The sequence below is a fragment of the Niastella sp. OAS944 genome, assembly GCA_024809215.1.
Taxonomy (GTDB): domain Bacteria; phylum Bacteroidota; class Bacteroidia; order Chitinophagales; family Chitinophagaceae; genus Niastella.
On sequence record JANUBW010000001.1, the window covers coordinates 1742905 to 1757059 of the forward strand.

At 42.0% G+C, this 14155-nt stretch carries 13 protein-coding genes; 10 read left to right on the forward strand and 3 right to left on the reverse strand.

The window, feature by feature from the left end:
• Positions 1–32 precede the first annotated feature (32 nt).
• Complete coding sequence (locus tag GGD38_RS06830; protein ID WP_375298760.1) at positions 33–860, reverse strand: zinc-dependent peptidase; 828 nt, start codon at positions 858–860, stop codon at positions 33–35.
• Between the two features lie 441 nt (positions 861–1301).
• Between GGD38_RS06830 and aspS the strand changes: the two genes are divergently transcribed.
• The 7 genes from aspS to GGD38_RS06865 all read left to right on the forward strand — a co-directional run bounded on the left by aspS (position 1302) and on the right by GGD38_RS06865 (position 7628).
• Positions 1302–3128, forward strand: coding sequence for an aspartate--tRNA ligase (aspS, locus tag GGD38_RS06835; protein WP_375298759.1), 1827 nt, complete (start codon positions 1302–1304; stop codon positions 3126–3128).
• A 55-nt stretch (positions 3129–3183) separates the two neighbouring features.
• The gene (locus GGD38_RS06840; RefSeq protein ID WP_375298758.1) at positions 3184–3648 is read left to right on the forward strand and encodes a hypothetical protein; all 465 of its coding nucleotides are present in this window, start codon (positions 3184–3186) and stop codon (positions 3646–3648) included.
• A 17-nt stretch (positions 3649–3665) separates the two neighbouring features.
• The gene (locus GGD38_RS06845) at positions 3666–4166 is read left to right on the forward strand and encodes a hypothetical protein (protein WP_375298757.1); all 501 of its coding nucleotides are present in this window, start codon (positions 3666–3668) and stop codon (positions 4164–4166) included.
• 91 nt (positions 4167–4257) lie between these two features.
• The gene (locus GGD38_RS06850) at positions 4258–5517 is read left to right on the forward strand and encodes a replication-associated recombination protein A (RefSeq protein ID WP_375298756.1); all 1260 of its coding nucleotides are present in this window, start codon (positions 4258–4260) and stop codon (positions 5515–5517) included.
• Positions 5518–5571: 54 nt separating this feature from the next.
• Positions 5572–6030, forward strand: coding sequence for a GNAT family N-acetyltransferase (locus GGD38_RS06855; protein ID WP_375298755.1), 459 nt, complete (start codon positions 5572–5574; stop codon positions 6028–6030).
• 148 nt (positions 6031–6178) lie between these two features.
• Entirely contained in the window at positions 6179–7126 is a 948-nt protein-coding gene (locus GGD38_RS06860) for an outer membrane beta-barrel protein (RefSeq protein WP_375298754.1), read from the forward strand.
• An 88-nt stretch (positions 7127–7214) separates the two neighbouring features.
• Positions 7215–7628 (forward strand): hypothetical protein, encoded by a 414-nt coding sequence (locus GGD38_RS06865; protein WP_375298753.1) that lies wholly within the window; start codon positions 7215–7217, stop codon positions 7626–7628.
• Positions 7629–7945: 317 nt separating this feature from the next.
• Here GGD38_RS06865 and GGD38_RS06870 read toward each other — a convergent pair whose 3' ends face one another.
• Positions 7946–8470 (reverse strand): 5'(3')-deoxyribonucleotidase, encoded by a 525-nt coding sequence (locus GGD38_RS06870; protein WP_375298752.1) that lies wholly within the window; start codon positions 8468–8470, stop codon positions 7946–7948.
• Between the two features lie 51 nt (positions 8471–8521).
• Positions 8522–11455, reverse strand: a complete 2934-nt coding sequence (gene uvrA, locus GGD38_RS06875) for an excinuclease ABC subunit UvrA (RefSeq protein WP_375298751.1) — start codon at positions 11453–11455, stop codon at positions 8522–8524.
• Between the two features lie 224 nt (positions 11456–11679).
• Here uvrA and GGD38_RS06880 point away from each other — a divergent pair, with 224 nt between their 5' ends.
• The 3 genes from GGD38_RS06880 to GGD38_RS06890 all read left to right on the forward strand — a co-directional run bounded on the left by GGD38_RS06880 (position 11680) and on the right by GGD38_RS06890 (position 13967).
• On the forward strand, positions 11680–12354 hold the full coding sequence (locus GGD38_RS06880) for an OmpA family protein (protein ID WP_375298750.1): 675 nt from the start codon (positions 11680–11682) through the stop codon (positions 12352–12354).
• Between the two features lie 63 nt (positions 12355–12417).
• Positions 12418–13095, forward strand: coding sequence for a porin family protein (locus GGD38_RS06885; RefSeq protein ID WP_375298749.1), 678 nt, complete (start codon positions 12418–12420; stop codon positions 13093–13095).
• Between the two features lie 218 nt (positions 13096–13313).
• Positions 13314–13967 (forward strand): porin family protein, encoded by a 654-nt coding sequence (locus GGD38_RS06890; protein WP_375298748.1) that lies wholly within the window; start codon positions 13314–13316, stop codon positions 13965–13967.
• The last annotated feature ends 188 nt before the right edge of the window (positions 13968–14155 follow it).

The following is a 14155-nucleotide window of genomic DNA, read 5'->3' on the forward strand; positions in this document are numbered from 1 at the left end:
AGAAAGTGCCTAAGTGTAAAATTATATTTCCGTTAATACTGGCTGTAATCATCTATAACGGCTTCCAAAAAAATTCCGGGCTTTAACATGTCCTGGTTCAACAACTTGCATATAGCATCGTATAATTCAGGTAGTTGTATTTTGAATGCAGTTGGCCGTTCAAAAAAGTTCTCCACACAAACTGCCCAAAACTCCTGGTAGTTGGTAGCGGCATAACTTCCCAGCATGGTCATTTCTCCTGCCTGCATGCGATCAAAAACGTTATGTCCGATTTTCGTAAATGTCTTATACCAGCGGTACTGGAATACTTCATCTTCACCATCATGCTCATGTTCAGGAAAATTAACATAGGCCAGTGCGTGTGCCATTTCGTGTAACCCAACATTATCCCCATCGGTATAATTGGCAAAAGAATTCAAAAAATTATTCCACGACAGGTAAATTCCATCTTCACTAACATGCCCCTGAAAAGGCACATTCATAAGCCCGAAATGATAGGCCCTTTTCATAACATATATTTTATGAAAATGTTCCATAAGAAAATGCTTTAATCCAAAAGTGAGCTGTACAGCAGCGGCGCTAATGAGCAGCGACATATGCTCTTCCTCCTGCATTTCAACAAATTCAAAATGTTTGGTAGCCTTAAATATGAGGGCGCGTTTTAGAAAACGCTCTTTCTGAACAGCATCGAGATTACGGTAATAGGGAATATATTGCTGTAAAATAGCATCGTAAGCAGTATGCTTGCTATCGTACATTTCCTTAACCCGTTGCGCAAGGTATTTATCGCGCAGGTATTTAGCAAAGGCGAAACCGCCTATAACCACTACAATCAGTAAAAAGATGATTCCGGATTCCATTGTATGATATTGGTAATTGAGCTACTGTTTTTGTTACCGGTCTGTTCTCTATTTCTTCTTTTTTCCCTATTAGACGTTGCAAAACAATAACATCTGGCCAGAAAAATAAAAAAAAATCATCTAACAAAAAGCCAAAAGCTGTATACCTGCCCGGCGCCCAAATGGCAAAAAAAATGCATATTTTGCCTCAAATTGATAATCAATACCCTGGGAAAATGTGCATAGGCGGTTACCCGCTTTGAAAGCATACCCGTTTTGAATTACCTTTGCCGCCCCGCGCTTCAGCGCGCGGGGAAATTCCAAATCACAAATCGCAGGACCCAAGGTATTTTTCATTTTGTATTTTTTATTTGGATCTTGAGTTTTGGTGCTTTTTTGGTTCTTGTATTTTGGATCTTGAGATTTTAACTTAGTTTATCAGATTATTTAAAATATAAAGGAATGTACAGAACTCATACCTGTGGAGAATTACGGATGGCACAAACCGGGCAGCAGGTAACGCTTGCCGGCTGGGTGCAAAGGATTAGAAAATTTGGCAGTATTACCTTCATTGACCTCAGAGACCGTTACGGCATTACCCAGCTGTTATTGGGTGAAGAATTGAATGACCTGCTCGATAAACAGCCTCTGGGTCGCGAATTTGTACTACAGGCTACAGGTGTGGTTAGTGAGCGCAGCAATAAAAATCCCAATATCCCCACCGGCGATATTGAGATCAAAATAGCCTCGTTTGTAATTCTTAATAAATCGGTAACCCCGCCATTCACCATTCAGGACGATACCGACGGTGGTGATGACCTGCGCATGAAATTCCGGTATCTCGATCTGCGCCGGAATGCGGTTAAGAAGAACCTCGAATTGCGTTATGCCGTAAATCGTGCAGCCCGCAATTACCTGCACGAGAACAATTTCATGGATATTGAAACGCCCTTCCTTATAAAATCAACGCCCGAAGGCGCCCGCGATTTCGTAGTGCCTTCCCGTATGAACCCGGGCCAGTTCTATGCATTACCACAAAGCCCGCAAACCTTTAAACAATTGTTGATGGTGAGCGGGTACGACCGGTACTACCAGGTGGTAAAATGCTTCCGCGATGAGGACCTCCGCGCCGACCGCCAGCCTGAGTTCACACAAATTGACTGTGAAATGGCCTTCGTTGAGCAGGAAGACATCCTGAACATGTTCGAAGGCATGGTTAAACATATCTTCAAAGCGGTGAAAGGCCTTGAGGTTACCGAAAAAGTACAACGCATGAGCTGGGAAGAAGCCATGTGGCAGTATGGTAACGACAAACCCGACATTCGCTTTGGCATGCAATTGCTGAATATAAAATCGGCCTTTACCAAAGACGGGAAACTGCAGGCAAATGGTGAACTGATTGCCGGCGCCGATTTTAAGGTATTTAACGATGCAGAAACCGTAGTGGCTATTGCCGTACCCGGTTGTGCAGAATATGCCCGCAAACAAACCGACGAACTTACGGAGTGGGTAAAACGCCCGCAAATAGGTATGCAGGGCCTGGTGTTCATAAAATGTAATGCCGATGGTACTTACAAAAGCAGCGTAGATAAATTCTTTACCGAAGATAAACTGAAAGCCATTGCCGATGCAGCTGGCGCCAAAGCCGGCGACCTGGTGCTTATACTGGCCGGTGCAGAAGAAAGAACACGCAAAGCCATGAGCGAACTGCGTCTTGAAATGGGCGAACGCCTTGGCCTGCGCAAAAAAGATGAATTTAAATTACTGTGGGTGCTCGACTTTCCGCTGTTTGAATATGCCGAAGACGACAACCGTTGGGTAGCACGCCACCACCCCTTCACTTCACCCAAACCCGATCATATTGAAGTGATGATCAAGAACAACCCGGTGATTGAAAAAGCGGCCGAATACCTGAAACACCCATACGCCAACATCAAGGCAAACGCCTACGATATGGTACTGAACGGAAACGAAATTGGCGGCGGCTCTATCCGTATCTTCCAGCGCGACCTGCAGGAGAAAATGTTTGCCGCCCTGGGTATGAGCGAAGAAGAAGCCCTGCATAAATTCGGTTTCCTGCTGGGCGCTTTTGAATACGGCGCTCCTCCACACGGTGGTATTGCCTTTGGCTTCGACCGCTTGTGTGCAATATTGGGCGGCAGCGAAAGCATTCGCGACTTTATTGCCTTCCCAAAAAACAACAGCGGCCGCGATGTAATGCTCGATGCCCCCAGCGCCATCGATCAAAAACAATTCGACGAATTACAGATAAAGCTGAATTTGCAATAGAATATATTTTGACCTATTTTAAAGGCCCCACGATTATGTTGGGGCCTTTTGTTTTATGAAGAAATTCTTATATCTGAGAATAAATGCGATCGTTGGTATATTGACCTGTACTGCGTTTTATTTTTTCACCATGTCGGGCGACCTGAAAAGCCAGACAGCATATGTGATGGCATTTGCGATCTTTTCACTGCTACTGTTCGGTATTCCGGTAACTCATAATCTGCTTCTTATACATATCTACCGCAACTATTATCCCCACAAAGCAATAGGAAAGTCGTTAAGAGTATGGAATATCATTCTATGTATTCTATGCTCCTTTATATTTTTGATCTGCTTCGTTACTCTAGTCTCCTATCCCAATCATAAGGTTAAGGAAGAAAAAGAAGCCGAATTGCTTATGACGTTCATCCTTACCGCAGTTTTATGCATTACCACCGCGATACAGATCATTGGCAGCTTTCGATTAATTAAGATCGTACAGGAGAACGCACGTTTGCAACTGGAAGCCAGTTTTATTTAAAATGCTAATTTTAGCCAATGAAAGAGTTTACCACATTTTGGAAAGTATTCAGGGTGTTGTGCATTGTACAATTGATACTGGTAGCTTTCCTGGGCGTTAAATCGTTTGGCCAGTTATTTACCCGGGAAAACACCCTGCTTTATTTGGTAAACACTGCTGCATATACCATGGTTTTCTTATTCGTTTATCACGGCCTTTCAATATTAAACTACAACTATCCCGATCAGCCATTAACGGCTAAACAAAAACGAATGTTCAACCTGTTATACCTGGTTAACTTTATTCTTATTGCCTTCCTTTTTGCGCGGGTGGTAAACAACTGGTGGATGGTGCGTTTTGTTTTTGACCCCGCAATTGCAAAAAGCACCGCCTGGTATACAATGACCGCGTTCCTGCTTATGTCGTGGATCATTTTCATAATACATCTTTTAACCCTGGGCGGTATGTTCAAATTACGCCGGTTCATTCACGAAAACACCCTTAACAGCTGGTACAACCAGTTTGACCAAAAGCCATAACACTACTCCTGCGGGCGAACGTGCCCCGATCATCAAATATCCATCAGGCAAAATTTCACTAACTTGAGCTGCATTTTTCTTCCCACAAATTATGGAAGCAACACCACTTGCAGAACGGTTACGCCCTACGACATTAGATGAGCTTACAGGTCAGGAACACCTTACCGGTAAAGGAAGCATTTTGCGTACAGCCATTGAACAGGGCAAAGTGCCCTCAATGATCTTATGGGGTCCGCCCGGTACCGGAAAAACTACTATTGCCAATATTATTGCCCATACATTACAGGTTCCCTTTTATACGCTCAGCGCTATAAGTGCTGGCGTAAAAGAAGTGCGTGAAGTAATTGCCGAGGCGAAAGAAAAAGAACGGGCCATATTATTTATAGACGAAATCCACCGCTTTAATAAAGGACAACAGGATGCGCTGTTGGGTGCAGTAGAAAAAGGCGTTGTTACATTAATTGGCGCCACCACCGAAAATCCTTCCTTTGAAGTGAACAGCGCCCTGCTTAGCCGCTGCCAGGTTTATGTATTGCGACCGTTACAGGAAGAAAACCTGGTAAAATTATTACAACACGCCATAGCCACCGATGCGGGGCTGCAACATAAACATATTGAGTTAAAAGAAACAACGGCCCTTATTACAATTTCAGGCGGCGATGCCCGTAAATTATTAAACCTGTTTGAGCTGGTAGTAGATACTATGGGCGATACAGCAATAATTACTGATGATGCGGTAATGGAAATTGCCCAGCAACGAATTGCCCTGTATGATAAAAGCGGTGAACAACATTATGATATCATATCGGCATTTATAAAAAGTATGCGCGGCAGCGATCCCAACGGCGCCGTATACTGGTTGGCCAGAATGATAGAAGGCGGCGAAGATGTAAAATTTATTGCCCGCCGTATGCTTATACTGGCCAGTGAAGATATAGGCAACGCCAACCCCACTGCCCTGGTAATGGCCAATGCTACATTTGATGCCGTTAATAAAATAGGTTATCCCGAAGCACGCATAATATTATCGCAATGCGCCATTTACCTGGCCACCTCACCCAAAAGCAATGCTTCGTATATAGCTATTAATGATGCCATTGCTGCCGTACGCCAACATGGCGACCTGCCGGTACCCCTGCACATTCGCAATGCCCCTACCGGCCTTATGAAAAAACTCGATTACGGCAAAGGATATAAATACTCGCACGACTATGAAGGCAGTTCGGGAAGCCAGGAATATTTGCCGCCGCCATTAACCGGTCGCAAATTCTTTAACCCCGGCAAAAATGCCCGGGAAGAAGAACTAAGAAAATTCCTGAAAGGCATGTGGAAAGACAAGTATGGGTATTAAACGCATTACTATATTACACTTACTACTTATTAATATAACCAACTACAAATACGGGTGAACGATATAACATTCATACACAAACCTTTTAATGAGCTAACACCATATGAGCTGTATGCCATTCTGCAATTGCGAAGCGAGGTGTTTGTAGTTGAACAAAATTGTGTTTTTCTCGATGCAGATGATAAAGATCAGGTATCCATACATGTAATGTGCTGGCAAACGAAACTGTTAGCAGGTTACACCAGAATTGTTCCTGCGGGAATTGCCTATGAAGAACCATCTATTGGCCGGGTGGTTACTTCGCCGAAAGTAAGGCAAACCGGTATAGGAAAACTACTAATGAATTACTCTATTCGTACAACATACAACCTGTTAGGGGAATCTACGATCACTATCGGTGCGCAATTTTACCTCCGTAAATTCTACACATCATTGGGATTTCAACAGTGTAGCGACATCTATTTGGAAGATGGAATTCAGCATATTAAGATGTTTTTACCATTTTGTAAGTAAAAACACTATATCCGAACATTAATTTTGATATTTTTTAAAAGCTGCACACAAGAAACAAACAATTCTGCGTTTATTGTATGTGTGCCTGGCGCGTATTATTTTAGCGCCAGAATTCTCTGACCGTCTGAAAACTAAATCTGATATTCTCATGAAACAATTTTTACACTCTGTAAGGAGATGTAGCTTGTTGTTACTAGTTAGTGCAGGTAGCTGCATATCTTCCTTCGCACAAACCGAAAGTTCCTCCGTATGGGAGGCAGGCATTAGCCTTGGACCCACCAACCTTCTGAGTGACCTTGGGGGTAACGCAGGAAGAGGTACCAAGTTTATTAAAGACAACAACTTCCCATCAACCAAGTTTATTTTTGGTGCTTATCTTGCCTATCAGCCAAATGAGTGGTTAGGTTTCAGGTTAGCATTGAACAGAGGAACGCTGGCAGGTGACGATGCCTTAATTAAAGGCAAGGGTGGTCTTGAAGAAGCCCGCAAAAACCGTAACTCAGACGTTCGCTCGCGCATAACCGAAGGCCTGTTACTGGCAGAAGTTTATCCAACCGTATTTCTTGAAGGCGACCCAACAGATGTAGCCAGAAGATTGAGACCTTATGTTGTGGGTGGTATTGGTATTTTCCACTTTAACCCACAAGGTACCGATCCCCTGACTAAAGAATGGGTTGACCTGAAGCCTTTGCGCACCGAAGGACAGGGCACTCCGGAATATCCTGGCCGCAAAGAATATAAATTAACAGCCTTTAACTACTCGTTGGGCGCCGGTGTTAAATACTTCCTCAGTGAAAGCGTAAATCTTAGCATGGAATTATTACACCGAACTACCAATACCGATTATATCGACGACGTAAGTACTACCTATGTTCCGAACGGTATCTTCTACAAATACATGAGTAATTCACAAGCAGATCTTGCTATAAGAATGGCAAACAAGAGCGGCACCGTTACAGCGCCTTATGTAGAGGGCAATAAAAGAGGTACCTCTACTAACAATGATGCATACTTTTCATTGAACATAAAATTAGGTTTCAGATTAGGCCGTGGTGGTAGCGATTACAGCTCAACCCGTTGCCCGGTAAGATTCTAAGTGCTACAATTCCGTATTCAAGATATTGTTGATCCGTACCCTTTTTGAAAACTTTGGCCCGCCTGCGGCGGGTAACCAATGTGAACCCATGAACCCGATTGAAACCGTAAAAAAGCATTCTTACATCCGTACTTTGCCCGCGCTGCTAACAATTTCAATATTGTTTGCAGCAGTAGCGGCCAATGCTTCTACCGGTTGTCCATTATCAATACCTGCAAGTTCATCAGATACTATCCTGGTACAAAAGCAAATTACCAGTAAAAAGCATAGAATTAAATTGTATCCCGGCGTGGAGCAAGATGTTCTTTTCTTTAGTGTGCGTGGATCTGAGGAAAAAGTTTATCAGCTGTTCCTGTTTGATGTTGAAGGCAATTTAATAAAACAGGCAAATATCAAAGGCAGGCAAACTACTGTTATAGACAATATTGAAAAAGGCAATTACCTGTTCGAAGTGTTCAGTGAAGATGAGCGGATAGAGAATGGCCAGGTGATTATTAGATAAATCAGCTGCCGGTAACGGCAACTGCAACAAAGCTCTTTGCTACCACAACTTATAAACCAATAAGCTGCAGGGAAATTAGTAAAATCCATATATCCGGTTGAGTCAAAACCTGATCCGTTCCCTATTTATTAAGTACCCTGAAACACAAAGATTTTATTAATCACTTCCTGCACTTGCTTATTGGTCTTTTTAACTTCTTCTGGTAAATCCCAGTATCCTCAGTAGCCGGCGATGAGTAATTGCCGGCTATTGTTTTTATAGGCATACATAAAAAAGGGCAGCTTTGCAGCCACCCTTCCTGTAAGTATGTAAAACGTTTATTTTAAGAATACACTTGCGGCTTCTTCCCAGTTGTTTAAACGTTCGTAACCAGTTTCATCTTTATTATGCGCAGCGGTAAACAGATGTTTTCTTCCATTAAAATGTTGCAGGTGGCGTACATGATCGTCAATCATATGATCGCCGAACACCATGCGCTTTTCACCACTCAATACCAGCTGCTTCCAGGTAAAGAAAGGAAAGTGTTCCATTAACCAGTCGTACTTATCTTTTAATGAATTAGGAAACTCCATAGCAGCCGATACTATAAAGATCTCGTACCGTTTATTCATTTCTTTTAAAACATCAACACTATCTTTCATAACGGGCAGGTCTCTGAAAAAGCCCGGTTCATATAAGCGTTCGCGTATGAGCTTTTGGTGTTCTTCAGGAAATCCTAATAACCACGATCCTTTCATTTTGCTGTATTCAACCGGCAATCCGTATTCTTTATTATACCACGTTATCATTGCGCCCATAGGATCTGCTATCACCTCATCCATATCTATTATAACTCTTTCCATATATTATCTTGTATTTCCATTAGCACATTAACATATTAGCACATCAGCTAATTATGCCTTCAGTTCTTCTTTTAAAAATTTAGCAGTATGGCTGGCCTTTACTTTCAGCAGGTCTTCAGGCGTTCCTTCAAAAAGAATTTGTCCGCCTCCATCGCCACCTTCAGGTCCCAGATCAATAATATGATCGGCCACTTTTATTACATCCATATTATGCTCAATCACTAATACAGTATTGCCCCGGTCAACCAGTTTATTCAACACATCGAGCAAATGCTGTATATCTTCAAAGTGCAAACCGGTAGTAGGTTCATCCAAAATGTAAAACGTTTTACCGGTATCCTTCTTCCCCAGTTCGGTTGCCAGCTTTACGCGTTGCGCTTCTCCGCCGCTTAAGGTAACAGCGCTTTGGCCCAGTGTTATATAACCCAAACCAACTTCCTGTAATACTTTTATCTTGCGGTACAGGTAAGGCACGTTCTGAAAGAACTCTACAGCATCATCAACCGTCATATCGAGCACATCGCTGATACTTTTACCTTTATATCTTATCTCCAGTGTTTCGCGGTTATAACGCTTTCCCTGACACTTTTCACAATGCACATATACATCGGGTAAAAAGTTCATTTCAATTACACGCATACCCCCGCCTTCACAAACATCGCAACGGCCGCTTTTTACATTGAACGAGAACCTGCCGGCATTATACCCACGAATTTTTGCTTCGGGCACCGATGCAAACAAGGTCCTTATATCGGTAAAAAAGCCACAGTAGGTTGCCGGGTTGCTGCGTGGTGTACGGCCAATGGGCGATTGATCGATCTCAATAACTTTATCAATATGATCGAGCCCCTTAACCGTTTTATATTCAAGCGGCGTCATTCTGGAGCCATAAGCATGTTTGCTTAGGATGGGATATAAGGTCTCAATAATAAGCGTTGATTTACCACTACCGCTTACTCCTGTAGCAACGATCAACTTACCCAGTGGGAACTTAGCCGTTACCTTCTGCAGGTTATTGCCATTAGCCCCTACCAGTTCAAGCACCTTTCCGTTACCCTTTCTTCTTTCTTTGGGCACGGCTATTTCCCGTACGCCATTCAAATAGGCCGAGGTTAATGTATCGAGCTTTAATAAAGCTTTAGGATCGCCCTGTGCTACTACCCTGCCACCATGAAAGCCGGCCTTGGGGCCAATATCAACCAGATGGTCGGCAGCCAGCATAATATCTTTATCATGCTCAACTACCAGCACACTGTTACCAATATTGCGCAGGTTCTTCAATGCATCAATTAAACGCATGTTATCGCGTTGGTGTAAACCAATGCTTGGCTCATCCAATATATATGTAATACCTTGTAGTTGTGAACCTATTTGTGTAGCCAAACGTATTCGTTGCGATTCACCGCCACTTAAGGTGCGCGATGCACGGTTGAGCGTAAGGTAATTCAATCCTACATCGAGCAGGAACGTTATTCGCTCCCTGATCTCTTTCAACACATCTTTTGCAATGGCATTTTGTTTGGTCGACAATCTCTTTTCAATGCCTTTGAACCATAGCATTAATTTATCGAGGTTGTTCTCACTCAGCTCCGAAATATTCTTTTCATCAACCTTAAACCAAAGGCTTTCTTTTTTAAGCCTGGCGCCGTCACAGGTAGTACATGTTTTTAATTCCATGAACTGTTCCGTCCACTGACGCACCGAATCGCTGCTGCTGGCAGCAAACCAACGTTTCAGCTGGGGCACTATACCTTCAAACTCTTCAGTGTACATATTCGCGTCCGGACTAATGCTGTCAAAATCGAGCGTCTCTTCGTCCTGCGATCCTGCTTCATTACCATACAATACCAGGTTCAGTGCTTTCTTAGGCATTTCTTTCAATGGCACATCGAGACTGAACTTATTTTTTTTAGCCAGCTTTTGCACCTGGCTGAATACATAGTTATCTCTTTCTTCACCCAATGGCGCAATGCCGCCTTCATTAATACTCAATGAATCATCGGGCATAACAGCATCCATACTTATCTGGTATACATTACCCAATCCTTTACAGGTAGGGCATGCACCATACGGGCTGTTAAATGAAAAACTATTGGGCGATGGTTCTTCGTAACTGATGCCGGTATCTTCACACATCAGTTGCCGGGAGTATTGCACTACGAGGTCGGCAGGTGTTTTGCTACTCTTTCCGTTGCCATTTGCAGCATCATGCACCAACAGGAACATGAGTTCCTTACCCATTTGTAATGTCTTTTGCACGCTTTGGCTTAACCGCACTTTCATATCATCTGTTACTGCCATGCGATCGATCACCACTTCTATATCGTGTATCTTATAGCGGTCGACCTGCATTTTAGCAACAAGGTCTTTTACTTCGCCATCAACACGTACTTTAAGGTATCCTTTCTTTCTTATGTCTTCAAACAGTTCGCGGTAATGTCCCTTACGGCCACGCACCAATGGAGCAAGCAGTGTTATCTTCTTATTCTTATACTTTTTGAAGATGTTATCAACGATCTCTTCTTCACTGAACTTGACCATTTTTTTCCCCGTATTGTAACTATATGCCTCCCCAACACGGGCATACAATAAACGCAGAAAATCATATACTTCGGTAATGGTGCCAACAGTAGAACGCGGGTTCTTATTGGTGGTCTTTTGCTCAATAGAGATCACGGGCGATAAACCCGTTATTTTATCAACATCGGGCCGTTCCATATCGCCAATGAATTGGCGGGCATAGGCGCCAAAGCTTTCCATGTAACGGCGTTGTCCCTCCGCATAAATAGTATCAAAAGCAAGTGACGATTTGCCACTGCCGCTGATACCTGTTATAACCACCAGTTTATTTTTTGGAATACTGATATCGATGTTCTTAAGATTATGGACCCTCGCGCCAAAAACCTGAATCGCCTCATCTGGTTCAATTCCGGAAACTTTTTCGCCTTTCGATTGTTCCGGCTTTTTAACTTTCACATCTGCCATAAAAAACGTTCGCCTTTAATTATTTGTGTGGGAAGTTACATTAACAAGCTCAGATATTACTAAATAATTTGTCAAAGATAACAACAAAAAAAGTGTAGGAATGTTGAAAATGCTTTAAGATATTTGCGCCTCATTTTCAAGTACATAGCCTTAAATAGGTTTGTGGTATATAATTTGAACGCTGTGAACCTGTCATAACTTAGTCTTTATTAAAACAATATAATATGAGATCTATCCAAAAAACCCTTACTGGTATCGCCGCCGTTGCTATTATTCTTGGTGGTTGCAAAAGCATGAACAAAACGACAAAAGGAGCTATTATCGGAACCGCAGGTGGTGGCGCTGTAGGTGCGGTAATAGGAAAAGCAGCAGGTAACACTGCATTGGGTGCTATCATTGGCGCTACAGTGGGTGGCGTTACCGGTGCTGTTATCGGAAAGAAAATGGATAAACAAGCTAAAGAGATCGAGAACAAAGTACCTGGCGCAAAAGTTGAACGTGTTGGCGAAGGTATCAATGTTGAGTTCAGCGATAAGATCTTATTCGGTTTCAATAGTGCAGATCTTTCTTCAGGCGCTACAACCAACCTTAACAAGCTGGTTGAAGTGTTAAATGCTTATCCTGATACTGATATCGAAATTCAGGGTCATACTGACAGCAAAGGTTCTGATGAGTACAACCAAACCCTTTCTGAAAAAAGAGCTTCATCTGTAGCTTCTTTCTTACGTGGTAAAGGCGTTGCCAGCAGCCGTGTAAAAATTAAAGGTTATGGTGAAACTGCTCCCGTTGCTTCTAATGATACTGAAGATGGCCGTGCACAAAACCGCCGCGTTAACTTCCTCATTACTGCTAATGAAAAAATGAAGGCAGACGCGAAGAAAGAAGGTGCTAAACAATAATAGCAACTTAGGCCATAGCTACCACCGTTAATCAATTTTGTAAATAACCTTCAACTATTACTTATGAAAACAAAGGCTCTGTTGCTCGCAATGACCACTACAGCATTTGCGTTAAGCGCCAAAGCGCAGGAAACTCCAGGTACCACCTTTGGTATACGTGCCGGCGTTAATTTTCAGAACATTAATGGAAGGGACCTCTTCGATGAAAAACTCGATAACAAAATAAAGACCGGTTTTCATGTTGGTGTAAATGCTGAAATACCTATTGCCACTGAATTTTATTTGCGACCAGGCGTATTGTTCACTACTAAAGGAGCTAAAAGCAAAGATGACGATGACATAAAAGTCAATCTGTCATATATTGAAGTTCCTATCAATTTCCTGTATAAACCTGAATTGGGTATGGGTAAATTGTTATTAGGTATTGGACCCTATATTGCTTTTGGTATAGGCGGTAAAGTTTCAAATGCAGATGGTAAAGAAACTGATGTAGAATTTACCAAAGAAGTTTCTGCTCAGAATTTTTCTCCTGCAGCTGCATTAGGTTATTATCCATACTTTAAACGGTTTGATGCGGGCGGTAACTTATTGGTAGGTTATGAATTCAGTAACAACTTTTCAGTGCAGTTGAATGCACAACTGGGTATGATAAATATCAACTCTGATATTAAAGACCTTTCCAGTGATAATACAAAGTTTAAGAACACCGGCTTTGGAGTATCTGTTGGATATCGCTTTTAATATACGTATTCAACACGCATGATAAGTATGATACTATAAAAGAATGTTAATAAAAAAGCTGCTTATGTATAAGCAGCTTTTTTACTTTTGCGGCGCTCTTAGGTAATAACCCTTACGCAATTTAAATATAAGTATTGCGTTTATAGCGGAGCTAGTTAGGCGTATCATAAAAACCGAAATCGTTTTAACTACATTTTAAATCTCAATTGGTCACACTTATGAAATCAAAAGTTCTACTGTTTGCTTTGGCAGCTACTGCCCTCTCATTAACCTCGAAAGCACAAGACAAAACTACATTTGGCGTTCGCGCTGGTGTTAACTTCCAAAATCTCAACGGTGAAGACATAGATGGCGACGATCTGAGTCTTGATATGAAAACAGGTTTTCATATTGGTGTTAATGCTGAAGTTCCTATTGCCCAGGATTTTTATTTACAACCAGGATTATTGTTCAGCACAAAAGGCGCTAAATTAAAACAAACTGGTGACGACGTAAAATGGAACTTCTCTACTATTGAAATTCCTATCAACTTTCTTTACAAACCAGAATTAGGCCCTGGTAAATTATTATTAGGCTTTGGCCCCTATGTTGGCATTGCCGTAGGTGGTAAAGTTAAAAGAGGAGACTTTAAGGGAGATATCAATTTCAAAAATGATATCACGAGCACTGAACAAATGAGCGGCAACTCTTATTATAAACGATTAGATTTCGGTGGTAATTTATTGGCCGGTTACGAATTGAGCAGCAAAATTTCTTTCCAGTTAAACGCTCAATTAGGCATGTCAAACCTGGCGCCTAAAGTTGATGGTAAAAAAACTGATGCAAAAATCAAGAACACTGGCTTCGGTATCTCTGTTGGTTACCGCTTCTAGTATCTACCCTTATAATATTATTGAAAGGGGCTGGCCTTGGGCCAGCCCCTTTTTATTAGGAATGAATAAATGAGCGAAATGCCGATCAATGGCCTATGCAATTTTATTAATAATAAAACGTTTAGTAGCGTCTTTAAATAATCCTTATTAAAAAATCACATTCCTATTTTTTATTCTAAAAGTAAAAA

Coding starts and splice junctions, on each gene's coding strand:
- GGD38_RS06880 (WP_375298750.1), top strand. CDS start 11,680: ATGAGATCTATCCAAAAAACCCTTACTGGTATCGCCGCCGTTGCTATT.
- GGD38_RS06890 (WP_375298748.1), top strand. CDS start 13,314: ATGAAATCAAAAGTTCTACTGTTTGCTTTGGCAGCTACTGCCCTCTCA.
- GGD38_RS06840 (WP_375298758.1), top strand. CDS start 3,184: ATGAAGAAATTCTTATATCTGAGAATAAATGCGATCGTTGGTATATTG.
- GGD38_RS06865 (WP_375298753.1), top strand. CDS start 7,215: ATGAACCCGATTGAAACCGTAAAAAAGCATTCTTACATCCGTACTTTG.
- GGD38_RS06870 (WP_375298752.1), bottom strand. CDS start 8,470: ATGGAAAGAGTTATAATAGATATGGATGAGGTGATAGCAGATCCTATG.
- GGD38_RS06860 (WP_375298754.1), top strand. CDS start 6,179: ATGAAACAATTTTTACACTCTGTAAGGAGATGTAGCTTGTTGTTACTA.
- GGD38_RS06850 (WP_375298756.1), top strand. CDS start 4,258: ATGGAAGCAACACCACTTGCAGAACGGTTACGCCCTACGACATTAGAT.
- GGD38_RS06885 (WP_375298749.1), top strand. CDS start 12,418: ATGAAAACAAAGGCTCTGTTGCTCGCAATGACCACTACAGCATTTGCG.
- aspS (WP_375298759.1), top strand. CDS start 1,302: ATGTACAGAACTCATACCTGTGGAGAATTACGGATGGCACAAACCGGG.
- uvrA (WP_375298751.1), bottom strand. CDS start 11,455: ATGGCAGATGTGAAAGTTAAAAAGCCGGAACAATCGAAAGGCGAAAAA.
- GGD38_RS06845 (WP_375298757.1), top strand. CDS start 3,666: ATGAAAGAGTTTACCACATTTTGGAAAGTATTCAGGGTGTTGTGCATT.
- GGD38_RS06830 (WP_375298760.1), bottom strand. CDS start 860: ATGGAATCCGGAATCATCTTTTTACTGATTGTAGTGGTTATAGGCGGT.